At 62.2% G+C, this 22,756-nt stretch carries 23 protein-coding genes; 10 read left to right on the top strand and 13 right to left on the bottom strand.

Annotation, left to right across the window (positions count from 1 at the left end):
* Nucleotides 1-120: 120 nt before the first annotated feature.
* On the bottom strand, nt 121-894 hold the full coding sequence (locus C5J26_RS12880; RefSeq protein ID WP_105402096.1) for a FadR/GntR family transcriptional regulator: 774 nt from the start codon (nt 892-894) through the stop codon (nt 121-123).
* Between the two features lie 98 nt (nt 895-992).
* Here C5J26_RS12880 and C5J26_RS12875 point away from each other — a divergent pair, with 98 nt between their 5' ends.
* The 3 genes from C5J26_RS12875 (at nt 993) to glcF (ending at nt 5,160) form a co-directional block, all read left to right on the top strand.
* Entirely contained in the window at nt 993-2,432 is a 1,440-nt protein-coding gene (locus C5J26_RS12875; protein ID WP_046630906.1) for an FAD-linked oxidase C-terminal domain-containing protein, read from the top strand.
* Nucleotides 2,429-3,625 carry an FAD-binding protein gene (locus C5J26_RS12870; protein WP_105402095.1) on the top strand — a complete coding sequence of 399 codons (1,197 nt, stop codon included), beginning with the start codon at nt 2,429-2,431 and terminating at the stop codon, nt 3,623-3,625. Before C5J26_RS12875 ends, C5J26_RS12870 begins: the two co-directional genes overlap by 4 nt.
* 230 nt (nt 3,626-3,855) lie before the next feature.
* Nucleotides 3,856-5,160 carry a glycolate oxidase subunit GlcF gene (glcF, locus tag C5J26_RS12865; RefSeq protein ID WP_105402094.1) on the top strand — a complete coding sequence of 435 codons (1,305 nt, stop codon included), beginning with the start codon at nt 3,856-3,858 and terminating at the stop codon, nt 5,158-5,160.
* Nucleotides 5,161-5,220: 60 nt separating this feature from the next.
* Here the strand turns inward: glcF and C5J26_RS12860 are convergent, their stop codons facing one another.
* The 3 genes from C5J26_RS12860 to C5J26_RS12850 all read right to left on the bottom strand — a co-directional run bounded on the left by C5J26_RS12860 (nt 5,221) and on the right by C5J26_RS12850 (nt 7,732).
* A complete protein-coding gene (locus C5J26_RS12860; RefSeq protein WP_105402093.1) occupies nt 5,221-5,940 on the bottom strand; it encodes an outer membrane protein in 720 nt (239 codons plus the stop codon).
* 181 nt (nt 5,941-6,121) lie between these two features.
* Nucleotides 6,122-6,814, bottom strand: coding sequence for a L,D-transpeptidase (locus C5J26_RS12855; protein ID WP_105402092.1), 693 nt, complete (start codon nt 6,812-6,814; stop codon nt 6,122-6,124).
* A 162-nt stretch (nt 6,815-6,976) separates the two neighbouring features.
* Nucleotides 6,977-7,732, bottom strand: coding sequence for a L,D-transpeptidase (locus C5J26_RS12850; protein WP_371681916.1), 756 nt, complete (start codon nt 7,730-7,732; stop codon nt 6,977-6,979).
* A 245-nt stretch (nt 7,733-7,977) separates the two neighbouring features.
* Here C5J26_RS12850 and C5J26_RS12845 point away from each other — a divergent pair, with 245 nt between their 5' ends.
* Complete coding sequence (locus tag C5J26_RS12845; protein WP_105402091.1) at nt 7,978-8,607, top strand: DNA-3-methyladenine glycosylase I; 630 nt, start codon at nt 7,978-7,980, stop codon at nt 8,605-8,607.
* Here C5J26_RS12845 and C5J26_RS12840 read toward each other — a convergent pair.
* The 5 genes from C5J26_RS12840 to C5J26_RS12820 all read right to left on the bottom strand — a co-directional run bounded on the left by C5J26_RS12840 (nt 8,594) and on the right by C5J26_RS12820 (nt 11,129).
* Nucleotides 8,594-9,298 carry an HAD family hydrolase gene (locus tag C5J26_RS12840; protein ID WP_105402201.1) on the bottom strand — a complete coding sequence of 235 codons (705 nt, stop codon included), beginning with the start codon at nt 9,296-9,298 and terminating at the stop codon, nt 8,594-8,596. The genes C5J26_RS12845 and C5J26_RS12840 overlap by 14 nt on opposite strands.
* Before the next feature lie 87 nt (nt 9,299-9,385).
* Nucleotides 9,386-9,757, bottom strand: a complete 372-nt coding sequence (locus C5J26_RS12835) for a DUF305 domain-containing protein (protein WP_105402090.1) — start codon at nt 9,755-9,757, stop codon at nt 9,386-9,388.
* Between the two features lie 135 nt (nt 9,758-9,892).
* A complete protein-coding gene (locus C5J26_RS12830; protein ID WP_105402089.1) occupies nt 9,893-10,645 on the bottom strand; it encodes a hypothetical protein in 753 nt (250 codons plus the stop codon).
* Between the two features lie 3 nt (nt 10,646-10,648).
* Nucleotides 10,649-10,918, bottom strand: a complete 270-nt coding sequence (locus C5J26_RS12825) for a type II toxin-antitoxin system RelE/ParE family toxin (RefSeq protein ID WP_105402088.1) — start codon at nt 10,916-10,918, stop codon at nt 10,649-10,651.
* Nucleotides 10,902-11,129 carry a ribbon-helix-helix domain-containing protein gene (locus C5J26_RS12820; RefSeq protein ID WP_105402087.1) on the bottom strand — a complete coding sequence of 76 codons (228 nt, stop codon included), beginning with the start codon at nt 11,127-11,129 and terminating at the stop codon, nt 10,902-10,904. The genes C5J26_RS12825 and C5J26_RS12820 overlap by 17 nt, the downstream gene beginning before the upstream one ends.
* A 160-nt stretch (nt 11,130-11,289) precedes the next feature.
* Between C5J26_RS12820 and hisS the strand changes: the two genes are divergently transcribed.
* From hisS to C5J26_RS12800, 4 genes are all read left to right on the top strand, one after another.
* The gene (hisS, locus tag C5J26_RS12815; RefSeq protein WP_105402086.1) at nt 11,290-12,828 is read left to right on the top strand and encodes a histidine--tRNA ligase; all 1,539 of its coding nucleotides are present in this window, start codon (nt 11,290-11,292) and stop codon (nt 12,826-12,828) included.
* A 198-nt stretch (nt 12,829-13,026) separates the two neighbouring features.
* On the top strand, nt 13,027-14,148 hold the full coding sequence (locus C5J26_RS12810; RefSeq protein ID WP_105402085.1) for an ATP phosphoribosyltransferase regulatory subunit: 1,122 nt from the start codon (nt 13,027-13,029) through the stop codon (nt 14,146-14,148).
* A complete protein-coding gene (hisG, locus tag C5J26_RS12805; RefSeq protein ID WP_105402084.1) occupies nt 14,145-14,843 on the top strand; it encodes an ATP phosphoribosyltransferase in 699 nt (232 codons plus the stop codon). Before C5J26_RS12810 ends, hisG begins: the two co-directional genes overlap by 4 nt.
* A gap of 22 nt (nt 14,844-14,865) precedes the next feature.
* A complete protein-coding gene (locus C5J26_RS12800) occupies nt 14,866-15,270 on the top strand; it encodes a GFA family protein (protein ID WP_105402083.1) in 405 nt (134 codons plus the stop codon).
* A gap of 65 nt (nt 15,271-15,335) precedes the next feature.
* On the opposite strand, the gene C5J26_RS12795 is transcribed toward C5J26_RS12800, so the two are convergent.
* The gene (locus C5J26_RS12795) at nt 15,336-15,785 is read right to left on the bottom strand and encodes a DoxX family protein (RefSeq protein WP_105402082.1); all 450 of its coding nucleotides are present in this window, start codon (nt 15,783-15,785) and stop codon (nt 15,336-15,338) included.
* A 273-nt stretch (nt 15,786-16,058) separates the two neighbouring features.
* Here C5J26_RS12795 and C5J26_RS12790 point away from each other — a divergent pair, with 273 nt between their 5' ends.
* Entirely contained in the window at nt 16,059-16,373 is a 315-nt protein-coding gene (locus C5J26_RS12790; protein ID WP_105402081.1) for a hypothetical protein, read from the top strand.
* A 108-nt stretch (nt 16,374-16,481) separates the two neighbouring features.
* Here the strand turns inward: C5J26_RS12790 and C5J26_RS12785 are convergent, their stop codons facing one another.
* Nucleotides 16,482-18,023 carry a sodium:proton antiporter gene (locus tag C5J26_RS12785; RefSeq protein ID WP_105402080.1) on the bottom strand — a complete coding sequence of 514 codons (1,542 nt, stop codon included), beginning with the start codon at nt 18,021-18,023 and terminating at the stop codon, nt 16,482-16,484.
* A 268-nt stretch (nt 18,024-18,291) separates the two neighbouring features.
* Between C5J26_RS12785 and C5J26_RS12780 the strand changes: the two genes are divergently transcribed.
* A complete protein-coding gene (locus tag C5J26_RS12780) occupies nt 18,292-20,229 on the top strand; it encodes a translation factor GTPase family protein (protein ID WP_105402079.1) in 1,938 nt (645 codons plus the stop codon).
* A gap of 107 nt (nt 20,230-20,336) precedes the next feature.
* On the opposite strand, the gene groL is transcribed toward C5J26_RS12780, so the two are convergent.
* Both groL and groES read right to left on the bottom strand, forming a co-directional pair.
* Nucleotides 20,337-21,980 (bottom strand): chaperonin GroEL, encoded by a 1,644-nt coding sequence (gene groL, locus C5J26_RS12775; RefSeq protein WP_038540272.1) that lies wholly within the window; start codon nt 21,978-21,980, stop codon nt 20,337-20,339.
* Between the two features lie 58 nt (nt 21,981-22,038).
* On the bottom strand, nt 22,039-22,335 hold the full coding sequence (gene groES / locus C5J26_RS12770; RefSeq protein ID WP_007752582.1) for a co-chaperone GroES: 297 nt from the start codon (nt 22,333-22,335) through the stop codon (nt 22,039-22,041).
* Nucleotides 22,336-22,756 lie beyond the last annotated feature (421 nt).

Genomic DNA, 22,756 nt, shown 5'->3' with positions numbered 1-22,756 from the left:
GTGGATAACCACTACGGAAGCGCTAACCATTGTGAGGCCACTTAGTTTCACGTCAATAGAAATTTGCACAGGTGTTCAATTGTAGCTGTGCATGACGTCCGGCCATCTGCAGGACGGGCTTCAGATCGTGGTCTGAATCATCCTGAGTTGCGCGATTCGGCTCCATTCTCCCGTGCGTTCGGTCTCGTTGGTGACCTTGGAGATGAAGTCGATATGGTCTTCCGCAGCCTTTCGGGCTTTGGCAGGATCACCGTCGAGGATCGCCTGGCCGATCGCCTCGTGTTGCGTCATCACGGCATCATGGGCGCTACCGACATTGAAGATGATGCGGCGGTTGTAAAAGATCCCGTCGCTGAGCAGCCGGTAGCAGGCGCGCAGGGTGTGCATGAGAATGATGTTATGCGCCGCATCGCCGATTGCATTGTGGAACTCGACGTCGGATGTCAGTTCGTCCTCGAAACGCCCGTCCCGATGCGCGCTGCGCATCGTCTCCAGGATGCGCTCGATGAGTTGCTTGTCGGTGTCCGTCGCGCGTTCGGCGGCAAGTTCCGCCGTCATGCCTTCGAGCTGGCGACGATATTCCAGATAGTCGTGAACCGCCCGCTGGTGCCGGCGGATCAGGGCGACCAGCGGCGGCGAGAAGATCTGGCCGACGATATCGGCCACGTAAGTGCCGCCGCCATGCTGGCTCACCAGCAGCCCGCGTGCCTCAAGCTCCTTCAGCGCCTCCCGCAGGATCGGCCGGGAAACATCGAACCTCTGCGCCAGCTCGCGTTCGCCCGGCAGGCGATCGCCGTCGCGCAGTACGCCGTTCAGGATCAGGCTCTCGATCTGCAGGATGACCTCGTCCGCAGTTCGACCATGCGGCACCGGCGCGAAAAGCTCATGCGTCAACTTTGCCGTCTCCAATCAGGTGATGTCAGCCGGGCGTTCGGGCTTCTTGTATCACTGGTAAAAAAAGTATACCAGTTGAATGTCTTTAGGAGGAGCCGGTGGCCGATACGATCAGTTTTCTGAAGCCTCGCGAGGCGGTGCTATCGCGCCGGGCGGCAATCATTGCCGACCTGACCGAGCTCCTGCCGCCCGAATGCCTGGTGCATGAGGCGCGCGAGCTGGTGCCTTTCGAAACGGACGCCTTCGTCTCCTATCGCCGCCTGCCGCTCGCCGTCGCCCTGCCCAAGACCACGGCGCAGGTGGCCGCGGTGATGAAATACTGTCATCGTTATGGCATTCCGGTCGTGCCGCGCGGGGCCGGCACCTCGCTTTCCGGCGGCGCCATCCCGCAGGAGGATGCGGTCGTGCTCGGCTTGTCCAAGATGTCGCGCATCCTGGAAGTCGACTACGCCAACCGCACCGCCACCGTGCAGGCCGGCGTTACCAACCTCAACATTTCCGAAGCGGTCGGCATCGACGGCTTTTTCTATGCACCGGATCCGAGCTCGCAGCTCGCCTGCACCATCGGCGGCAATATCGGCATGAATTCCGGCGGCGCCCACTGCCTGAAATACGGCGTCACCACCAATAACCTGCTCGGCGTGAAGATGGTGCTGGTCGACGGCACGATGATCGAGCTTGGCGGCAAACATCTGGATGCGGCGGGTTACGACCTGCTCGGCCTCGTCTGCGGTTCGGAAGGCCAGCTCGGCATCGTCACCGAGGCCGTGGTTCGGCTGATCGCCAAGCCGGAAGGCGCCCGCCCTGTCCTGTTCGGCTTCGATACGTCCGAGCATGCCGGCGCCTGCGTTGCGGATATCATCGGCTCGGGGATCATTCCAGTTGCCATCGAGTTCATGGACAAGCCGGCGATCGAGATCTGCGAGGCGTTCGCCCATGCGGGTTATCCGCTCGACGTGGAAGCGCTGCTGATCGTCGAAGTCGAGGGTTCCGAGGCCGAGATGGACGCGATGCTGAAGGCGATCGTCGAGATCGCCGGGCGCCATGGCGTCAAGACGGTGCGCGAAAGCCAGTCGGCAACCGAGGCGGCGCTGATCTGGAAAGGCCGCAAATCCGCCTTCGGCGCCACGGGCCGCATCGCCGATTACATCTGCATGGATGGCACGGTGCCGCTCGGCAAGCTCTCCTATGTGCTCAACAAGACCTCCGAGATCGTCGATCGTTTCGGGCTCAGGGTCGCCAACGTCTTTCATGCCGGCGACGGCAACATGCATCCGCTGATCCTGTTCAATGCCAACGACCCCGAGGATGCGGCCAGGGCCGAGGAGGCGGGCAACGAGATCCTGAAACTCTGCGTCGATGCCGGCGGCTGCCTGACCGGCGAACATGGTGTCGGCATCGAGAAACGTGACCTGATGCGCCACCAGTATTCCGAGGCTGACCTCAACCAGCAGATGGCGGTGCGCTACGCTTTCGACGAAGGCTGGATACTCAACCCGTCCAAGGTCTTTCCGCTGGATGGACGGCCTGCCGCATGACCCTGATACCGAATTCCGAAACGGACGCCGCCTATATCATCCGCAATGCCGCCGGCGACGGCAAGAAGCTTGCGCTGTGCGGCGGCAACACCCGCGCCGGTTTCGGCAACGCCGCCGAGCCTGCCGAAATGATGAACTCGACCGGCCTTTCCGGCATCGTCGACTACGAGCCGGCGGAAATGGTGATGATGGTCAAAGCCGGCACGCCGGTCGCCGAGATCGAGGCCGCGCTTGCCGCCAACCGGCAGATGATGGCTTTCGAGCCGATGGATCATCGCGGCGTGATGGGCACGCTCGGCGAACCGACGATCGGCGGTGTGTTTGCGGCCAATGTGTCCGGCCCGCGCCGTTTCGTCTCGGGTGCTGCCCGCGACAGCCTGCTGGGCATCCGGTTCATCAACGGCCGGGGCGAGGCGATCCGCGCCGGCGGACGGGTGATGAAGAACGTCACCGGCCTCGATCTCGTCAAACTGCTCGCCGGCTCACACGGCACGCTCGGGTTCCTGACCGAGGTGACTTTCCGGGTGTTGCCGGTGCCGCAGACGGTGGAGACCATCGTCATCTCCGGGCTCGACGACGCGGTGGCCGCAAAGGCGATGGCGGCGGCGATGGCGCTGCCGGTCGAAGTATCGGGCGCCGCCCACCTGCCGCAGACCGTCCGGTTCCGTTTTCTCGGCGGTGCCTTGGCGAGCGGGGAGGCGACCGTCCTGCGTCTTGAAGGCCTTGCCGCGTCGGTTTCCGTGCGTGCCGAAAAACTCGCGGCCGTCATGGAGGCATTCGGTCCGGTCTCCCGGCTCGGCCTGGAGGAGAGCCAAACGCTCTGGCGCCAGATCCGCGATGTCTATCCTTATTCGGATGGGACCCTCAAACCCGTCTGGCGCGTCTCGGTCGCCCCATCTGCGGGCCATCAACTCGTTGCCGCCCTCCGGCTGGAAACCGGCGTCGATGCCTTCTACGACTGGCAGGGCGGGTTGGTCTGGATGCGCATGGAAGCAGACCCGGAAGCGGATTTGCTGCGTCGCTATATCCGCGCTCTCGGCGGCGGCCACGCGACGCTTCTGCGGGCATCGGATGCGGTGCGCGCGGGGACGCAGGCTTTCGAGCCGCTGCCGGATGCGGTGGCGGCCCTCTCGGCGCGCGTAAAACAGAAGCTCGACCCGGCCGGCATTTTCTGCCCGGGGAAGATGGGGTGATTGCGGCCATGGTAGTGTTCTCGGCATACCCCCCTCTGTCCTGCCGGACATCTCCCCCTCAAGGGGGGAGATCGAATCGGAGCAACGTTTCGCCCATATCGACGGTAGCCGATAAAGTGATGTCCGCGCGTCTTGCCGATCTCCCCACCTGTGGGGGAGATGGCCGGCAGGCCAGAGGGGGGCTGGCAGAACGCGGAGCGATCGGCGGAAATGCGAGGGATACCCAATAAATGCAAACCAACTTCACTCTCGCCCAGCTCGCCGATCCGCATGTGGCCGAATCGGAAAAGATCCTCCGCCGCTGCGTTCATTGCGGGTTCTGCACCGCCACCTGTCCCACCTATGTCACCCTCGGCAACGAACTCGACAGCCCGCGTGGCCGCATCTATCTGATCAAGGACATGCTGGAAAACGGCCGGCCTGCGGATGAGGAGGTGGTCACACATATCGACCGCTGTCTCTCCTGCCTTGCCTGCGTCACCACCTGTCCGTCCGGCGTCGACTATATGCACCTGGTCGACCATGCCCGCATCCATATCGAGAATACCTACCGGCGGCCGCTGATGGGCAGGTTGATCCGCGACCTGCTCGCCGCCGTTCTGCCCTATCCCGCCCGCTTCCGCACGGCACTTGGTTTCGCGAGGCTCGGTCGCCCGTTCGCGCCGCTCCTGAAGCGTATTCCCGCGCTGAAGCCGCTGGGCGCGATGCTGGATCTCGCGCCGAAATCCGCAGCCAGAATTTCCCAATCGGCGATCCCCATCACGCAAGCGCCCGAGGGCGAGAAGCGGGGCCGCGTTGCGATCCTGTCAGGCTGCGCCCAGCCGGTGCTCGATCCGGGCATCAACGAAGCCACCCTCCGGCTTCTTGCCCGGTTCGGTGTCGAAGTCGTGGTGCCGGAAGGCGAGGGCTGCTGCGGCGCGCTCGTCCACCATATGGGCCGCGAGGAGCAGGCGCTCGATTTTGCCCGCCGCAATGTCGATGTCTGGATGCGCGAGATCGACAAGGGCGGCCTCGATGCGATCATCATCACCGCGTCGGGCTGCGGCACGACGATCAAGGACTACGGCCACATGCTTCGCCTCGATCCGGCCTATGCGGACAAGGCGGCCAAGGTCTCGAACCTCGCCAAGGACATTACCGAATATCTGTCGGCGCTCGACCTGCCGAGGCTGGAGCCGAAGCGGCTCAACGTCGCCTATCACTCCGCCTGTTCGATGCAGCACGGCCAGAAGATCACCATGGCGCCGAAGAACCTGCTGAAGGCGGCGGGCTTCACTGTCCGCGATCCGGGCGAGGGGCATCTGTGCTGCGGTTCGGCCGGCACCTACAATATCCTGCAGCCGGACATCTCGGAGCAGTTGAAGGCCCGCAAGGTGCGGAATATCGAGGCCACCAAGGCCGACGTGATCGCCACCGGCAATATCGGTTGCATCACCCAGATCGCCTCCGGCACCACAATCCCGATCCTGCACACGGTGGAGCTTCTGGATTGGGCTTATGGCGGCCCGAAGCCGGAAAAAATCCCGGCCGGATAAAATTCTGCTCAATAAAAAAGCCGGCGAAATCGCCGGCTTTTTTCGTCAAAGGCCTGAGCCTTAGAACTTGTAGGAGACGCCGAGATTGATGGCGTGCGTCAGGATGTTGGTCTTCAGCGAAGCGCCGCTGTCGATATCCACATCCACGAACGAGTAGTTGCCCTTGTATTCGGCGAACATCGACCACTTTTCGGTGAGCTGGTACTTCACGCCGGCCTGGGCCTGGATCGTCGCGCCACCGAACTGATATTCGAAGGTGCGGCCGGAAGCGCGGGTCACTTCGACATGCGGCACGTTGATACCGACACCGGCGCCGACATAAGGCGTCCACTTGCTGCCTTCGATCGGGAACTTGTAGAGCGCGTTGAGCGTCAGCAGGTTCAGGCCGTCGGTGAATTCGAAGACGCTCCAGCCGCCGGCCTTGGCCATGGTTTCGTCGTTTGCATAGACCTTGGCGTGGGTGTAATCGAGCGAAACACCCCAGTTCGTCAGGGCGCCGCCGTCGAACCAGTAGGTGCCGCGGACGCCCCAGTAGGGCGGCATCGCGAAGGGCTTGGTATCCCAGCCGGCTGCGAAGTCAGGTCCGTCGGAGACGTCGACATCGGAGTGCGGCGCGAACTGGTAACCGCCGTAACCGGAGATTTCAAATCCGCCGGTGTGAACCGGAGCCACATAGGCCTGGGTCGCTGGTGTCATGTCGGCCGCTTGAGCCGGAGCAATATAAGCAAGACCAGCGGTGAGAAGCGTGGAAGCGAAAGCGAAAGAAAGAATTTTGCGCATGAATCAGCCTGCAGGGAGGAACGTTGGCTTTTGATGACTGAATGTTTAGCGGCGGATGCATCGGCGGTCTGTGCTTTTTCTGCATCAGTCGCCGACGAAGCTAGGCGATTTATGGTTAACGAAGTCTAAACCCCCAAAAAGGGCAGCTTTTGCTGCCCTTTTTGACCTTTGGCGGGGTGTCTCAGCCGCCGAAAATTGTGCCGAAAATATCGATGCCGCGATCCTTGAAATCGACGTTCCCCTGCCGGTTGCCGGGGCCGATGACAATCACCTTCGTGCCGATGTCGGCGCGTGAATAGAGATGCTCGACATCCTTGTTCATCATCCGGATGCAGCCTGACGACATGTTGAGGCCGATCGTCCAGGGCTGGTTGGTGCCATGGATGCGGAAGATCGTATCGCGGCCGCCCTTGTAGAGATACATGGCGCGGGCGCCGAGCGGGTTGTCGATGCCGCCTTCCTGCACGGCCGGCAGAATGCGGCCGGCGCGACGTTCGCGAACGCGCATCTCGGCCGGCGGCGTCCAGGAGGGCCACTCCGCCTTGCGGCCGACATTGACCACGCCCGACCAGCCGAACCCTTCGCGCCCGACGCCGATGCCGTAGCGGGTCGCCCGGTTCGGGCCTTCGATATAGTAGAGGAACTTGTTGTTGGTATCGACGATGATCGTGCCGGGTTTCTCGGTCGTCGAGAAGCGCACCACGCGGCGCTTGAATTGTTCCGGAACTTCCCGTGGCATCGCGACAAGCGTCACGTCGCCCGCGGGGCGCTCGATAGGCGCTGCCGCCGGGTTGATTGCGCTAGCTTGTCCGGCGGTAAAGAAGATCGCGCCAGCCATTCCGACGGCCATCGCGAAGGTCTTGCCTGCCCCCATTCCCCCTGTCTTCATTCCCAAATCCTCTCCGCTCTGTTGAACGGCGGAGGCTAACCGACTCGGGCATCAAAGCAAGCGGGGATAGATGTAATAAAGAAGATGTGATGGCAAAAAGACGGCGGTACTGTGTCTCCGCCGCCTCACCTTTGGCATTTGCCGGCGTTACATGACGACGACTTTGGTGCCGATGTTCACCCGCTCGTAGAGGTCGGTGACATCTTCGTTACGCATGCGAATGCAGCCGGAAGAGACGGCGCTGCCGATCGACCAGGGGGCATTGGTGCCGTGGATGCGATAGAGCGTCGAGCCGAGATACATGGCGCGGGCGCCGAGCGGATTTTCGGGTCCGCCTTCCATGCGGGCCGGCAGGTAATGGCCCTTGGCGGCTTCGCGGCTGATCATTTCGGAAGGTGGCGTCCAGTCCGGCCACTCTGCCTTGCGGGTCACCCGGTGCTCCCCGGCCCATTCGAAGCCCGGCTTGCCGACGCCGACGCCGTAACGCCGCGCCCGGCCGTTGCCCGTGACCAGATAGAGGAAACGGTTGTTGGTATCGATGATGATGGTGCCGGCCTTTTCCTTGCTGTCGTAGGCGACCGTCTGGGGGAGGAACTGCGGTTCGATCCGGCTGCGGATCGGCTGCGGCCGCATCGCCACCGGCTGCACGGTGGAGCGGTCGAAGATGCCGCGGCGAACCACCGGCTGCTGGTCGCGCTGCTGATAGATGGCGCGCTGCTGGGCGGCCTGGCGCGGATAGACAACCGGGCGACCGTTCGGCCCGGCGAGCTGCATCACCCACGGGGCGGCAAGATCGGGGCTGACGACCACGGGCGGGCGCTCGCGATAGCGGTCCTGGGCAAACGTGGCGGAACTGGAAAAGGCGGCGGCAAGGCCGAAGGCCAGGAAAAGGGTTTTCTTCATGATCGGATCCACACGTTACAAATCACCGACCGGACGCCCCTCAAACTTTTGGATAATTTGGCGTCGGTGTTGACGAACATGGTGACCGCGAGGTGAAAGCGAATGGTAAACGGGTGGAACATTCCAAGCCGGCCGGCCTATAAACCTTTTGGCAGGGTTACCGCCCGGTTTTGAAACATGGTTGACCAATGTTAAAGCCGGCCAAAAGCCCTTTAACCAAAGGATCGGGCCAAAAGGAATTGGGAATGGAAAAGGCGGGAATCATCGTCGGCGAAGACGGCAAGGGACGTTGCGCCTGGCATGGCGGTCTCGAAGACTACCGGCGTTATCACGACGAGGAATGGGGCCGGCCGGTGACGGACGACATCCGCCTGTTCGAGAAGATTTGCCTGGAAGGTTTCCAGTCCGGCCTGTCCTGGCTGACGATCCTGAGGAAGCGCGAAAATTTCCGCGCCGCCTTTGCCGGTTTCGATTTCGAAAGAATCGCGCAGTTCGGCGAGGAGGATATCGCCCGCTGCCTGGCCGACGCGGGCATCATCCGCCATCGCGGCAAGATCGTCTCGACCATCAACAATGCCGCCCGCGCCATCGAACTGAAGCGCGAGTTCGGTTCGCTCGCAAAGTTCTTCTGGAGTTTCGAGCCGGGGCCGCACCAGCGTCCGGAGGTGATGGATCTTGCGACGCTCAGGGCCAACCCCACCACGCCGGTGTCGGTAACGTTGTCCAAAGCCCTGAAGAAACGCGGCTGGACCTTCGTCGGGCCGACCACCGTCTACGCTTTCATGCAGGCGATGGGCATGGTCAACGACCATCTCGACGGCTGTTTCTGCCAGCGCGAAGTCGATGAACTCAGGCTGAAGTTCAGGCGCCCGTAATTTCCGACAGCACCGATCCCAGTTCGCCCAGATGTTCGATCTGGCGGAAGCGCGGCGCGTCGGTCGGCGCGTCCACATGTTCCAGAACCCAGGTCAGCGCGTGCGGCACGAATACGCCGTAGCTCCCGGCCGCGATTGCCGGCACGATGTCGGATTTCAGCGAATTGCCGACCATCATCGCCCGTTCAGGTCCGTCCGCGACCTTCGAGAAGATGCGGCGATAGGTGGTGGCGTTCTTCTCGCTGACGATCTCGACCGCATCGAAGAAATCGCCGAGGCCCGACTGGGCGAGCTTGCGCTCCTGGTCGAACAGGTCGCCCTTGGTGATCAGCACCAGCAGATATTCGCCGTTCAGGGCCTCCAGCGTCTCTTCCACATGCGGCAGGGTTTCCACCGGATGGCGCAGCAGGTCGCGGCCGATATCGAGAATTTCGCTGATCGTCCTGGTCGGCACCTTGCCGTTGGTGATCTCGATCGCCGTCTCGATCATCGACAGGGTGAACCCTTTGATGCCGAAACCGTAGTGGGAAAGATTGCGCTTTTCCGCTTCCAGCAGCCGCTCCGCAATATGCGTGCCTTCGGCGAACCCGCCGAGCAGCTTGGCGAAGTGTTCCTCCGTCAGCCGGTAATACTGTTCGTTCTGCCACAGCGTATCGTCGGCATCGAAGCCGATAGCGGTAATCGGGCGCATGGATCTGCCTCCATCCGCTGATATGGCGAAAAAGGGGGCGCCGGGCAAGATGAAAGCCTGCCCGACGCCGATCTGCATCAAGGCTTGTTACTTGCCGTGCGCCTTCAACCAGGCCTGCATGTCGGCGATTTCCGCCTCCTGCGCCTTGATGACGGCTTCAGCGAGCTTGCGGATTTCCGGGTCCTTGCCATGCGCAAGCTCGATCTTTGCCATGTCGATTGCGCCCTGGTGATGCGGGATCATGCTGCGCACGAAATCCGCATCCGTATCTCCGGAATACTGGATCGCCATGTCCTTGTGCATTTTGGCGTTCGCATCTTCGAAAGCCTTGGTGGAGGGGCTGCCGCCCGTCGGCATGCTCATCTTGGAGTGGTCTATCCCTTTCATCTCCTGCGCGGCGAGCGGGCCGGTCACGAGAGCGGAGAGGGCGGCGGTCATGAGAATGATTTTTGCAGACATAGGTTTTCCTTTCCGTGTCCGGCAGAGTTTTGATGATGACGTGAGCCGAATTTACGTCACGCGCGGGGAGGGGCGTCAGCGGCGCGGATGGTTCCGAATCTACGGTCGTCCTCGCGGAAATCAACCGCGCCGAGATCACAAGGCGATGACATCGTGCACCGCCTGATACACCTTGCTGAGTTCGCCATAAGGCGCGACCGGCCAGGTCCAAGCCCGTTTCGCCGCCGGCGCCGGCACGCCGCAGAGCAGGTCGGACTCTTCCAGCACCTGGCCCTCCCGATCGGCGACGCGATAGGCGGTATCGGTGATCAGAGCCGTCTTGCAGGGCAGTGCGGTGAGGCCGTCGAGATGCGTCCGGACCAGTCGCTGCAGTATCTCGTCGCGCGCGGGATTGTTCTCGGCCTCCAGCCGGCGTTTCGATCCCACCCCGATCTGCGACAGGATATTGGCCGAGACGACGAGATCGAGATACGGCACCTGCCGCAGGAACGACAGCGGCTCGGGATTTTTGGCTGCGACCGCATCGTCGAAGCCGGAGAGGTCGCGAGAAATCAGCCGGACATTCGCGAACCGCTTCGCCTTCAGCCTCATCTGCACGTTCGCCAGATGCACGAGATCGACCAGCACCACCGTATCGAATTTCGCTGCCAGATCGTCGATCGGCACGTCGCGCAGCAGGCCTGACCCCAGCACGACGCAGGTCCGCCGCTGCTTCATTCCAGCCACCGTCTCTCGAATGAAGGTCTTGCAGTTCTCCTCATGCGCTGCCCAATCCTTCGCGCACCGCCCGGCCCGCGACCACAGGCTGACCGATGAATGGATGAAGGGACGGAATTTTTTGGGCGTGACCAACGAGGTCGCGGCGTATTGGAGAGCTTCGGTGAGCATGAATTAGCGATAGACCTTGCTGCGGTGGCCGATCTCGATCACCAGCACGACGAGCTTGTGGTCCTGGATGTCGCAGATGATGCGGTAATCGCCGACCTTGTAGCGCCAGAACTTGCCCAGTTCGGATCCGTGTAAGGCTTCGCCTGCCTGGCGCGGACTGTCGAGCTTTGCCAGACGGTTATAAAGAAAGGAATGGATACGTTTTTGGACTTGAGGATCGAGCTTTTCGACTTGTCTTCGGACCAGCTTGTCGAATTCAATCGACCAAGCCACGCCAGAACTCCTCGCTGCTGATCACTTCGGATTCTCCGCGCCGGATTCTGAGCGTAGCCTCTTCGGCCAGACGCAGATCTTCCATATCTTCCAACAACTGCTCCACAGCCTCGGTGACATAAACAGAAGGATCTTTTCCGGTCCGCTCAGCCAATGCTTCGAGCCGTTCGATCGTCTCATCAGGGAGCTCAATGGGAGCGTGCTTACCCACGGCGCATTCCTTTGTGGCGGGGACTTCGTCCGTATAGCACTTTATGTCCGCACCTTCCAGTATCCGGCATGACGCCGCCCTTGCCGCTCCGGCCTCTATCCTCTAAGAAACCGCACACAAATCCGGCCTCTCCGGGGCCTTTGGCAATGGAATTCCGATCATGAACGACAAGAGCAAAAAACCTCAGAAACTGAAAGCCCGCCTACCGCGCGGCTTCGTCGATCGTTCCGCCGCCGATATCCACGCCACCAACGAGATGACCGCGAAAATCCGCGAGGTCTACGAGCGCTACGGTTTCGATCCGGTCGAGACGCCGCTGTTCGAATATACCGATGCGCTCGGAAAATTCCTGCCCGACAGCGACCGCCCGAACGAGGGCGTGTTCTCGCTGCAGGATGATGACGACCAGTGGATGAGCCTGCGCTACGACCTGACGGCGCCGCTCGCCCGCCATGTCGCGGAAAATTTCAACGAGATCCAGCTGCCGTTCCGCACTTATCGCGCCGGTTATGTCTTCCGCAACGAGAAGCCGGGCCCGGGCCGTTTCCGCCAGTTCATGCAGTTCGACGCCGATACGGTCGGCGCGCCGGGCGTCCAGGCGGATGCCGAAATGTGCATGATGATGGCTGACACGATGGAAGCGCTCGGCATCAAGCGCGGCGATTACGTGATCCGGGTGAATAACCGCAAGGTTCTGGATGGCGTCATGGAGGCGATCGGACTTGGCGGCGACGACAAGGCGGGCCAGCGGTTGAACGTGCTGCGGGCGATCGACAAGCTCGACAAGTTTGGTCCTAAGGGCGTCGAGCTTCTGCTCGGTTCTGGCCGCAAGGATGAATCCGGCGACTTCACCAAAGGGGTCGGATTGGACGATGAAACTATTGAGTTTGTAATCGCGGTCGTTACCAGCCAACCCTTTTTGCTGGGGTTAGGTTCGAAACCCAAAATTGACGAAATAAATGTCCGCCTTCAAGCAAGTACTGCCGCCACGGAAGGCTTTGCCGAACTCAAGCTGATAGAGTCGCTTATCACAGAGGCTGGCTATAGTGACGGCCGGGTCAAAATTGACCCGTCTTGCGTCCGCGGCCTCGAATACTACACCGGTCCGGTTTTCGAAGCCGAACTTCTCTTCGACGTCACCAACGAAAAAGGCGAAAAGGTCGTGTTCGGCTCGGTCGGTGGCGGCGGGCGTTATGATGGCCTCGTGTCGCGCTTCATGGGCCAGCCGGTTCCAGCCACCGGCTTCTCGATCGGCGTCTCGCGCCTGATGACGGCGCTGAAGAACCTCGGCAAGCTCGGCCAGGACGAGGTGATCGCCCCGGTTCTGGTGACCGTCATGGATGGCGATGTCGAGAGCATGGGCCGTTACCAGCGCTTCACCCAGGCGCTGCGCAACGAGGGCATCCGCGCCGAGATGTACCAGGGCAACTGGAAGAAGTTCGGCAACCAGCTGAAATATGCCGACCGCCGCGGCTGCCCGATCGCCATCATCCAGGGCGGCGACGAGCGGGCGCAGGGCGTCGTGCAGCTGAAGGACCTGATCGAGGGCAAGCGCCTGTCCGGCGAGATCGAGGACAATGCGAGCTGGCGCGAGGCGCGTGTAGCGCAGGAAACCGTTCCCGAGGCGGATTTGGTCGCCAAGGTGAAGGAAATCCTGTCGGCTCAGGCGGAGGATCGGAAAAGGGCGGGCAATGCTTGAGTGCTACCCCCCTCTGTCCTGCCGGACATCTCCCCCACAAGGGGGGAGATTGGCTGGGCTCCTGCTCACCGCTCCCTATCTAACGTCGCGTCCTTTGCAGCGCTCCTTCGGGGGCGTCGGTCATGCCGCTTGTGATCTCCCCCCTTGTGGGGGAGATGCCCGGCAGGGCAGAGGGGGGTATTCCTGGGGAGCCATCCCATGCCCCTGATCGACATGCCCGACTTCTCCAGCGACCTCCTCGCCGAATTCGCCGCCCGCCGCACCGAGCGGGTCAACACGCCGGTCATTCAGCCCGCCGAACCCTTCCTCGACATGGCCGGCGAGGATCTGCGCCGCCGCATCTTCCTCACCGAAAGCGAGACCGGTGCCAATCTCTGCCTGCGGCCGGAATTCACCATTCCCGTCTGCTTGCGCCACATCGAGACGGCGACCGGCACGCCGAAGCGTTATTCCTATCTCGGCGAAGTCTTCCGCCAGCGCCGGGACGGTTCCCACGAATTCTACCAGGCCGGCATAGAAGATCTCGGCGACAAGGATATCGCCAGCTCCGACGCCCGCGCCATCGGCGATGCGACCGGCATCCTGAAAGCGCTGCTGCCCGGCAGCAAGCTCGCGCTCACGCTCGGCGACCAGGCGGTGTTCGAGGCGGTGGTCAAGGCGCTCGGCCTGCCGTTCGGCTGGCAGCGGCGGCTGATCCATGCGTTCGGCGACATGGCCCACCTCGAAGCGTTGCTGGAACGGCTCGCCAAGCCCCAGCCGGTCACCGGCCTCGATCCGGAGATCGCCGAACTGATCGCTTCGGACAACGAGACGGATCTCGTCGCCCGCATCGACCGCACCATGCAGGAGACCGGTTATTCCACCAATGCCAGCCGCTCGCCGACCGAGATCGCGAGAAGGCTGAAGGAAAAGCTGGAACTGGCCGAAACCCGGCTCGACGGCACCGCGCTGCTCCTGCTGCGCGAATTCCTGACGCTGCAATTGCCGCTCGCCGAAGCGCCCGCCGCCTTGGCCGGCTTTGCCGATGCCGCCGGCCTGAAGCTCGGCGCGGCGGTTTCCCGCTTCGATGCCCGGCTCGCAGCACTCGCCAATGCCGGCGCCGATCTCTCCGCCATGACCTACCGCGCCGCCTTCGGCCGGCCGCTCGATTATTATACCGGCCTCGTCTTCGAGGTGACCGAGGCGGGGTCGTCGGCAGTGCTCGCCGGCGGCGGCCGTTTCGACCGGCTGCTGACCCTGCTCGGCGCCAGGGAGCATATTCCGGCTGTCGGTTTCTCGCTCTGGCTCGACCGCATCGAAGTTGCGAGGGCATCGAAATGAGTACGATCACCATCGCTCTGCCCTCCAAGGGCCGCATCAAGGAAGACACCGCGGCAATCTTCGATCGTGCCGGGCTTGCCATTTCCGCCGTCGGCAACGACCGTTCCTATCGTGGCCGTATCGAGGGCATGGAAGGCGTCGAGGTCGCCTATCTCTCTGCCTCGGAGATTGCCCGCGAGCTTGCGAGCGGCGCCGTCGATTTCGGCGTCACCGGCGAAGACCTGGTGCGCGAAGGCATGGCCGGCGCCGACGGGCGGGTGGAATTCTGCGCCCGCCTAGGCTTCGGCCACGCGGATGTGGTGGTCGCGGTGCCGGAAATCTGGCTCGACGTCGAAACCATGGCCGACCTCGGCGACGTGGCGGCGGATTTTCGCGCCCGCCATGGCCGGCGGCTGGCCATCGCCACGAAATACTGGCGGCTCACCCAGCAGTTCTTTTCGAGCCAGCACGGCATCCAGCTCTACCGCATCGTCGAAAGCCTCGGCGCCACGGAAGGCGCGCCGGCTGCCGGCCAGGCGGATATCATCGTCGATATCACTTCCACAGGATCGACGCTCAGGGCCAACCACCTGAAGATCCTGTCGGATGGGGTGATCCTGAAGTCGGAAGCCTGCCTGGTCAGGGCCCGCAAGCCGGCTCACGAAAAGGATCCGCGGATCGCCAGGATCGTGGAGGCAGTCCGCGCCGCGCTCTGAGTTTTGAAGAGGAGGAAGCACGATGCACGTGACCGGTCGATGCCATTGCGGGTATGTGACCTATGAGGCTGAACTCGATCCGAAACGGATCAGTATTTGCCATTGCACCGATTGCCAGACGCTCAGCGGCTCGCCGTTTCGCGTCACCGCCGTCGTACCGGAAAGCGATCTGAAGCTCACCGGGCACGAGCCAAAGCTCTATCGCAAGGTTGCCGAGAGCGGCCGTGTCCGCCAGCAGTATTTCTGCCCCGAATGCGGCTCGCCGCTTTTCGTCAATGGCGAAGGTGAGGCGGCCAGGATCTGGGGCATCCGCTGGGGCAGTATCGACCAGCGGGCGGAGTTGAAGCCGCAGCGCCAGATCTGGTGCCGTTCGGCCGTTTCCTGGCTGCCCGAAATGAGCGGACTGCCGGCCGTCCAGACCGATTGAGGTCAAAAAAATACCCGCCGGACTTCTCATCCGGCGGGCAGTCTTGGGCAGGGAATTTCGAAAGCTTAGGCAGCGATTGCGACAGAACCGCGGCGGGCGTCGACAGAAAATGCACCGGCGCCGACGGCGGCGAGAGCCAGGAAACCACCGGCAATCGTCAGGTTCTTCATCATCATCAGGCTGTTAAAGAGCGTCAGCAGACCATTGGCGGCCTCCGGGAAGTTCGGGACGTTGATAGCGCCGGAATGGAAGACGAACGCGGTGAAAGCCGAGAAGAGAGCCAGCAGCAGCGCTGCGATGCGCGTCTGGAAGCCGGTCAGCACGGCAAGGCCGGTGACCAGTTCGAACAGGCCCGCGACATAGGCGAGCAGCATGCCGGCCGGAAGGCCGGCACCGGTGATCATGCCGGCGGTGCCGGCGGGATCGATGAGCTTCTGGAAACCGGACATGACGAACATGCCGGACAGGAGGACGCGGCCGACGAGAAGCAGGGAATTGGTAGCGGTGGTGGACATTTTGGGATCTCCGGATCGGTGTCTCTGGTGGGACACGCGGGTTGAATTCTCTGGGGCCGTATTTGCCCCATTTCGCCCGTATCTGGAAGATGAACAATGATTGACGGTTTGTTCGATAAAAAGAGACAATCGATCGCACGGCCGATGCTGTGCCGCCTCCTGCCGCCCTCGCCAAAGATTTCCAAGGATGCTCCTGTTTGCTGAACGCAACCTTCAGCAAAGGTTCATCGTTTCTCCTTCAACATGCGATCATTGCCGATGAAAGGACCCCTCATGAAGAAGATCATCATCACCACGCTCGCCCTTCTGGTCGCCTCCGCCGTTCCGAGCCTTGCCCAGACCTACCGCAGCGAGGCGCGGGAAAACCGCCAGGAATACCGCATCTATCGCGGCATGGCCCGGGGTGAGCTGACGCCGCGCGAATTGCGCAACCTCTCCCGCCAGCAATATCGCATCGACCGGGCGCAGTCCCGTGCCGGCCGTGACGGCTACATTTCCTATCGGGAGCGTCAGCGGATCGAGCGCATGCAGGACCGCGCCTCGCGCAACATCTACCGCAAGAGCAACAACGGCCGCGATATCTACTGATTGCGCAACGCGGAACTGTAGATCGGTATAACGGGGCGGCTTCCAGGCCGCCCTTCGCATGCCGTGCCGGCATTTCGTTACCCGCCACAATACTGACTGAACGGCGGATCAGATTTCCTCGATCCTGCGCGCATCTTCCGGCAGGACCGAAAGTTCGCGCCAGTCGATCTCCTCGAGCAGCAGATTGTATTCGTCGACATTGACCTTGTGCACCGAGCGAAGCTTTTCCAGCTCTTCGCGCTGCGCGGCAATCGCCGTCAGGGCGAGCCGCCGGTAGGTCTCGAGCGCGTTGGCGTCCTCGATACGGGTAGCGGCCAGCTGCTCGATGCGGAACTTGGAGCGCAGCAGTTCCGCCTCCGTCTCGGTCGCGCCGTCGAGCCTGGAAAGGCCGGCGAGGGCGATCTTGCTGCGCAGGACGGCGAGTTCGCCATGCCCTTCGGCACGGCGGTCGAGGCCGAGCCAGCGGATGATCGGGGTGAGCGTCAGTCCCTGGACGACGAGGGTCGCAAGAACCACCGAAAAGGCGGTCAGCACCACCACGTCGCGCTGCGGAAAGTCCATCGGCAGGGCAAAGGCGGTCGCAAGCGTCACCAGGCCGCGCATGCCGCACCAGCCGGCCAGCAGCGCCTGCGTCGTCGTCGCGGGTTCCGGCCTGCCGCGGCTGCGCTCGTACCAGGCGGTGAGGCGATTGTAGCCGACGCAGACGATAAAACGGACGGCGACGACGATCACGATGGTGATCAGCGAAAACTGCGCAGCGTCCCAAAGATGATCGGCCGGCATCCCGCCGACGATGTCGCGAACCTGCATGCCCATCAGCAGGAAGGCCATGACGTTGAGCACGAAGACGACTGCGGTCCAGACCGCATAGGACTGCACCCGCATGCGGGCCGAGGAGCGGGCTTCGCTGCTTCTCGCCAGCGTCATCGCGAAGGCGACGATGGCGAGCACCGCCGACAGGCCAAGCCGCTCGGCGAGGATCCACAGAAGGAAGGTCTGGACGAACTGCAGGAGGACGCCGCCGAGCGTGCCGGCGACGAACCGCATGAGATACCGGACCACCCAGGCGGCAAGGATGCCGAGCAGCAGGCCGCCGGGCACTGCGACGGAAAGATGCAGCGCGACGCCGGTGTCGAGACTCCCAGCCGATTGTACCGAAAGCGCCGCATCGAAGATCAGCAGCGCGGCCGCATCGTTGAACAGGCTCTCGCCGCGAAGGACCGTATCGGTGGTGCGCGGGATCGACATCGAAGACAGCACCGCTGTCGCCGCTGCCGCATCGGGGGGAGCGACGATCGCACCGAGCACCAGCGCTGCCGCAATCGGCAGCCCGGCAAAAGCCCATCCCGCAAAGGCGACGACGGCCGCCGTCGCACATACGCCGCCGATCGCAAAGACAAGTAGCGGAACCCAGAACCGGCGGGCCGTCCCGAGCGGAAAATCGAACGCGGCATCGAGCAGCGCCGGCGCGATGAACAGCGCGAGCGCCGTGTGCGGATCGAGCGAGATATAGGGCATGCCTGGCACCAGCGCGACCGCGGCACCCGCCAGCGCCAGCATCGACGGATAGGGCACGGAAAGCCGGCGCGAGATCTGCAGGAGCACGATCGCGACAAGCAGCAGGACGAGCAGGCTCTCGAAGAAACTCATGGCGCGACTGTAATTGTGGTCTGGGTCTTTGTCAGCTGCGGGTTTGCGCAATTGGTTTGAGGCATATGGGCGCCGCTTGCCTCGTGCTCGCCAGGACAGAATGGCCACGCTTGACATATGCTCGGAGACTTCCGTACAGCTGGACATGCGCCTCCGCAAAAGACGAGAGGTTTTGCATCAAACCGTGGTCATCAGCACATAGAGGTCCCAATGCGCCGAGTCCCTTCTCACGAAATTCACGTTCGAAATTCTGAGAAGTTGAGGGTCCATGCGCACTTTGAATCTGGGCATCCTCGCCCATGTGGATGCAGGCAAGACTAGCCTTACGGAAAGACTCCTTTTTAATGCCGGTGTGATCGACAGGCTGGGCAGCGTCGATACCGGCGATACGCAGACCGACAGCCTCGAGATCGAGCGTCAGCGCGGTATCACCATTCGTGCTGCGGTCGTGTCCTTTACGATTGGCGACACGGCCGTCAACCTCGTGGATACGCCTGGCCATCCCGATTTCATTGCCGAGGTGGAGCGGGTACTTGGGTTGCTGGACGCTGCGGTCGTCGTCGTCTCGGCGGTCGAGGGCGTGCAGGCGCAGACCCGCGTATTGGTACGAGCGCTGCAGCGCCTCGCCGTGCCGTTCGTCTTCTTCATCAACAAGGTCGATCGGGTAGGCGCTCAGTATGACCTCGTGCTGGAGGATATCGCCCGCCAGCTGGCGGTGCGGCCGATTGCGATGTCCGCCGTCATCGACCCCGGCAGCAAACTCGTACAGGTGGAGACGCCCGACCTGCTTGCCGAACCGTTGTTCACGGTACTCAGCGAAACGCTGGCGGACAACGACGACGCACTGCTCCGTGATTATGTCACGGCCCCCGACCGTCTGACCGCCGAAAGGCTCGGAAACTCTCTGGCCGATCAGGTCGCGAGGGGGCTGGTGCACCCCGCATTCGCAGGAGCGGCGATGACCGGCGTCGGCTTGTCTGCGCTGACATCGGCCATCGCGGTTCTGCTGCCCAGCCGCGCGCTCGACCCGGATGGCCTGATCGCAGGGAAGATCTTCAAGATCGAACGCGGGTGGGGCGGCGAAAAGCTGTCCTACATGTATCTGACATCCGGCACGGTCCAGCTCCGGCAATACCTGGATCTGCCCAAAGGCCCGGCAAGGGTGACGGGGATCCAGGTTTTCAAGGCCGGCGAGACCCATCCCGTCACCAGTTTCCACGCAGGGCAGATCGCTCGCGTAAACGGGCTGGCCAGCGCTCGGATAGGGGATGCGGTGGGAAACGATCTGCTCTCCGGCGCCCAGTCTCACTTTGCTCCGCCCACCCTTGAAACCCGGGTGTTGGCCAAGCGCCCCTCCGACAATGCGGCACTCTGGCTGGCGCTGAACCAATTGGCCGAGCAGGACCCGCTGATCAACCTGCGTCGCAACGACGCCGCCGACGAAGTCTTCGTGTCGCTGTATGGCGAGGTGCAGAAGGAGGTCATCCAATCGACCCTGCTGGCGGATTTCGGTCTCGAAGCGATCTTCGAGGAGAGCACGGTCATCTGCGTGGAAAGGCTTGTCGGAACCGGTGCCGGCCTTGAGATCATATTCAATGAGCCCAATCCCTTCATGGCGACAGTCGGGCTGCGCGTCGAGCCGCGACCGGAAGGGGCCGGCAACAGCTTCGCATTGGAAGTGGATGTCGGCCAAATGCCCGCAAGCTTTTATCGGGCGGTCGAGGACACCGTATTCGAAACGCTGAAACAGGGGCCTTTCGGCTGGCAGATCATCGATTGCCACGTCGCAATGACCGCGGCCCGGCATAGCTCGCCGGTGAGCACCGCTGCCGATTTTCGTCGGTTGACGCCGCTGGTGCTGGCGGCTGCTCTGTCGGCGGCGCAAACCATCGTCTGCGAACCGATCGACCGCTTTTGCCTTGAAGTGCCTGCCGCGGCTTTAAGCGGTGTACATGCCATGCTTGCGAAATCCGGTGCGATAACCAGGCAAGCGGCGATTGCAAATGGCGTGGCCCGGCTGGAAGGCACGACTGCATCCACGACGACTCAAGGCATACTGCAACAATTGCCGGGGCTGACGAGCGGCATGGGTACGATGGAATATTCCTTCGATCACTATGCCCGGATGCCCGATCCGCCGCGTTCGCGCCAACGTTCAGGCGCCAATCCCTTCAATGCTGCGGAATACCTGCTCCGTATGCGCTGAAACCTCATCGGATTGGCCGGAAATCAACGACAAAACAAAAAGGGCGATCCGAGGACCGCCCTTTTCTCAACTGAACCGGTTGGCTCAGATGTGAAGACCCGGAGGTCTTACATCATGTCCATACCGCCCATGCCGCCCATGCCGCCAGGCATGCCGCCGCCAGCCGATTCCTTCTTCGGAAGTTCGGCGATCATGGCTTCGGTGGTGATCAGCAGCGAAGCAACCGAAGCTGCGTTCTGCAGAGCCGTGCGAACGACCTTGAGCGGGTCGACGATGCCCATGGTGATCATGTCGCCATATTCAGACGTCTGGGCGTTGTAGCCGTAGTTGTCTTCGTTCTTTTCGAGGATCTTGCCGACCACGATGGAAGCTTCGTCACCAGCGTTCTCAGCGATCTGGCGAACCAGCGACTGCAGAGCGCGGCGAACGATGTTGATGCCGGCTTCCTGATCGTCGTTTGCACCCTTTGCGGTGATCTTGACGGAGGAACGCAGCAGGGCAACGCCGCCGCCCGGTACGATGCCTTCCTGAACGGCAGCGCGCGTCGCGTTGAGGGCGTCGTCGATGCGGTCCTTCTTTTCCTTGACTTCGACTTCCGTCGAGCCGCCGACGCGGATCACGGCAACGCCGCCGGCCAGCTTGGCCAGACGTTCCTGCAGCTTTTCGCGGTCGTAGTCGGAAGTGGTTTCTTCGATCTGAGCCTTGATCTGACCAACGCGGCCTTCGATGTCGGCCTTGGAGCCGGCGCCGTCGACGATCGTGGTATTTTCCTTGGAGATCGAGACCTTCTTGGTGCGGCCGAGCATGTCGAGCGTGACATTTTCGAGCTTGATGCCGAGGTCTTCGGAGATGACAGTGCCGCCCGTCAGGATGGCGATGTCTTCGAGCATGGCCTTGCGGCGATCGCCGAAGCCCGGAGCCTTGACGGCAGCGATCTTGAGGCCGCCACGCAGCTTGTTGACGACGAGCGTCGCAAGAGCTTCGCCTTCGACGTCTTCAGCGATGATCAGGAGCGGCTTGCCGGTCTGAACGACAGCTTCGAGAACCGGGAGCATCGCCTGCAGGTTCGAGAGCTTCTTCTCGTGGAGGAGAATGAAAGCGTCGTCGAGATCGGCAACCATCTTTTCCGGGTTGGTGACGAAGTAGGGCGACAGGTAGCCGCGGTCGAACTGCATGCCTTCGACGACTTCGAGTTCGGTTTCAGCGGTCTTGGCTTCTTCAACCGTGATGACGCCTTCGTTGCCGACCTTCTGCATGGCTTCAGCAATGTCGAGACCGACCTGCTTGTCGCCGTTTGCGGAGATCGTGCCGACCTGTGCGACTTCTTCCGAGGTCGAGATCTTCTTGGCCTTGGCCTGGAGATCCTTGACGACGTCTGCCACTGCGAGGTCGATGCCGCGCTTCAGGTCCATCGGGTTCATGCCGGCTGCAACGGCCTTGTTGCCTTCGCGAACGATCGCCTGGGCAAGAACGGTAGCAGTCGTGGTGCCGTCGCCGGCGATGTCGTTGGTCTTCGAAGCAACTTCGCGGACCATCTGGGCGCCCATGTTTTCGAACTTGTCGTCAAGTTCGATTTCCTTGGCGACCGATACGCCGTCCTTGGTGATGCGCGGAGCGCCGAAGGACTTGTCGATAATGACGTTACGACCCTTCGGGCCGAGCGTCACCTTGACTGCGTCGGCGAGAATGTCGACGCCGCGCAGCATCTTTTCGCGCGCGGTGCGGCCGAACTTGATTTCTTTAGCTGCCATTTTGGGAACTCCTGAAAAGGGGTGTCAGCGATATTTCAGTGAAAGCAACCGACTGAGATCAGCCGATGATGCCCATGATGTCGGATTCCTTCATGATCAGAAGGTCTTCGCCGTCGAGCTTGACTTCGGTGCCGGACCACTTGCCGAACAGGACGCGGTCGCCGGCCTTGACGTCGAGAGCAGTGATGTTGCCCTTGTCGTCGCGGGTGCCGGTGCCGACGGCGACGATTTCGCCTTCCTGCGGCTTTTCCTTGGCGGTATCAGGAATGATGATGCCGCCCTTGGTCTTGGCTTCGGATTCGACGCGACGAACAACGACGCGGTCGTGAAGGGGGCGGAAATTGGTGCTTGCCATTGTCTAATCCCTCGATCAAATGACATGGACGGGTGGAAACCCGTATCTCGGTGCTGTTAGCACTCCCATTTGGAGAGTGCCAGCCGCCTCGAGATAAGGGTGCCCGGCGGATGAGTCAAGAACGGCCGTAAAATTTTCGGGACGGCTCGGAACTCATGGGAAATACGCTTAACGATACGGATGCTGGGCAACGCCTGCGCCTGGCGGAACTGATGGCCGCTGCCGGCCACATCGGGTCTCGGGTTTAAAGCCACCTCTCCGGGCAGGTCGGCATGTTGCACCGGACTTTGGTGGAAGAAAGGCGCCGGCGCGTTTAACAGCCGCGCGGGGCCTGTGAATGCCTCAACGTGGCGCCATGCCCGAAGTTCGCTTCCTTCATACGGTCTTCACATATGGCTCCTAGAGGGGACGGCGAGCTTCC

It is taken from the genome of Neorhizobium sp. T7_12 (assembly GCF_002968535.1).
In the GTDB taxonomy this organism is placed as follows: Bacteria; Pseudomonadota; Alphaproteobacteria; order Rhizobiales; family Rhizobiaceae; genus Neorhizobium; species Neorhizobium tomejilense.
This window is presented reverse-complemented; position numbering and strand designations above follow the sequence as displayed.

Excerpts from the sequence above, each read along its gene's own strand:
- C5J26_RS12845 (WP_105402091.1), top strand. The coding sequence starts at position 7,978 with ATGGAAAAGGCGGGAATCATCGTCGGCGAAGACGGCAAGGGACGTTGC.
- glcF (WP_105402094.1), top strand. The coding sequence starts at position 3,856 with ATGCAAACCAACTTCACTCTCGCCCAGCTCGCCGATCCGCATGTGGCC.
- C5J26_RS12780 (WP_105402079.1), top strand. The coding sequence starts at position 18,292 with ATGCGCACTTTGAATCTGGGCATCCTCGCCCATGTGGATGCAGGCAAG.
- C5J26_RS12790 (WP_105402081.1), top strand. The coding sequence starts at position 16,059 with ATGAAGAAGATCATCATCACCACGCTCGCCCTTCTGGTCGCCTCCGCC.
- C5J26_RS12870 (WP_105402095.1), top strand. The coding sequence starts at position 2,429 with ATGACCCTGATACCGAATTCCGAAACGGACGCCGCCTATATCATCCGC.
- C5J26_RS12800 (WP_105402083.1), top strand. The coding sequence starts at position 14,866 with ATGCACGTGACCGGTCGATGCCATTGCGGGTATGTGACCTATGAGGCT.
- groES (WP_007752582.1), bottom strand. The coding sequence starts at position 22,335 with ATGGCAAGCACCAATTTCCGCCCCCTTCACGACCGCGTCGTTGTTCGT.
- C5J26_RS12855 (WP_105402092.1), bottom strand. The coding sequence starts at position 6,814 with ATGGGGGCAGGCAAGACCTTCGCGATGGCCGTCGGAATGGCTGGCGCG.
- groL (WP_038540272.1), bottom strand. The coding sequence starts at position 21,980 with ATGGCAGCTAAAGAAATCAAGTTCGGCCGCACCGCGCGCGAAAAGATG.
- hisG (WP_105402084.1), top strand. The coding sequence starts at position 14,145 with ATGAGTACGATCACCATCGCTCTGCCCTCCAAGGGCCGCATCAAGGAA.
- C5J26_RS12795 (WP_105402082.1), bottom strand. The coding sequence starts at position 15,785 with ATGTCCACCACCGCTACCAATTCCCTGCTTCTCGTCGGCCGCGTCCTC.
- C5J26_RS12785 (WP_105402080.1), bottom strand. The coding sequence starts at position 18,023 with ATGAGTTTCTTCGAGAGCCTGCTCGTCCTGCTGCTTGTCGCGATCGTG.
- C5J26_RS12840 (WP_105402201.1), bottom strand. The coding sequence starts at position 9,298 with ATGCGCCCGATTACCGCTATCGGCTTCGATGCCGACGATACGCTGTGG.
- hisS (WP_105402086.1), top strand. The coding sequence starts at position 11,290 with ATGAACGACAAGAGCAAAAAACCTCAGAAACTGAAAGCCCGCCTACCG.
- C5J26_RS12850 (WP_371681916.1), bottom strand. The coding sequence starts at position 7,732 with ATGAAGAAAACCCTTTTCCTGGCCTTCGGCCTTGCCGCCGCCTTTTCC.
- C5J26_RS12810 (WP_105402085.1), top strand. The coding sequence starts at position 13,027 with ATGCCCCTGATCGACATGCCCGACTTCTCCAGCGACCTCCTCGCCGAA.
- C5J26_RS12835 (WP_105402090.1), bottom strand. The coding sequence starts at position 9,757 with ATGTCTGCAAAAATCATTCTCATGACCGCCGCCCTCTCCGCTCTCGTG.
- C5J26_RS12830 (WP_105402089.1), bottom strand. The coding sequence starts at position 10,645 with ATGCTCACCGAAGCTCTCCAATACGCCGCGACCTCGTTGGTCACGCCC.
- C5J26_RS12860 (WP_105402093.1), bottom strand. The coding sequence starts at position 5,940 with ATGCGCAAAATTCTTTCTTTCGCTTTCGCTTCCACGCTTCTCACCGCT.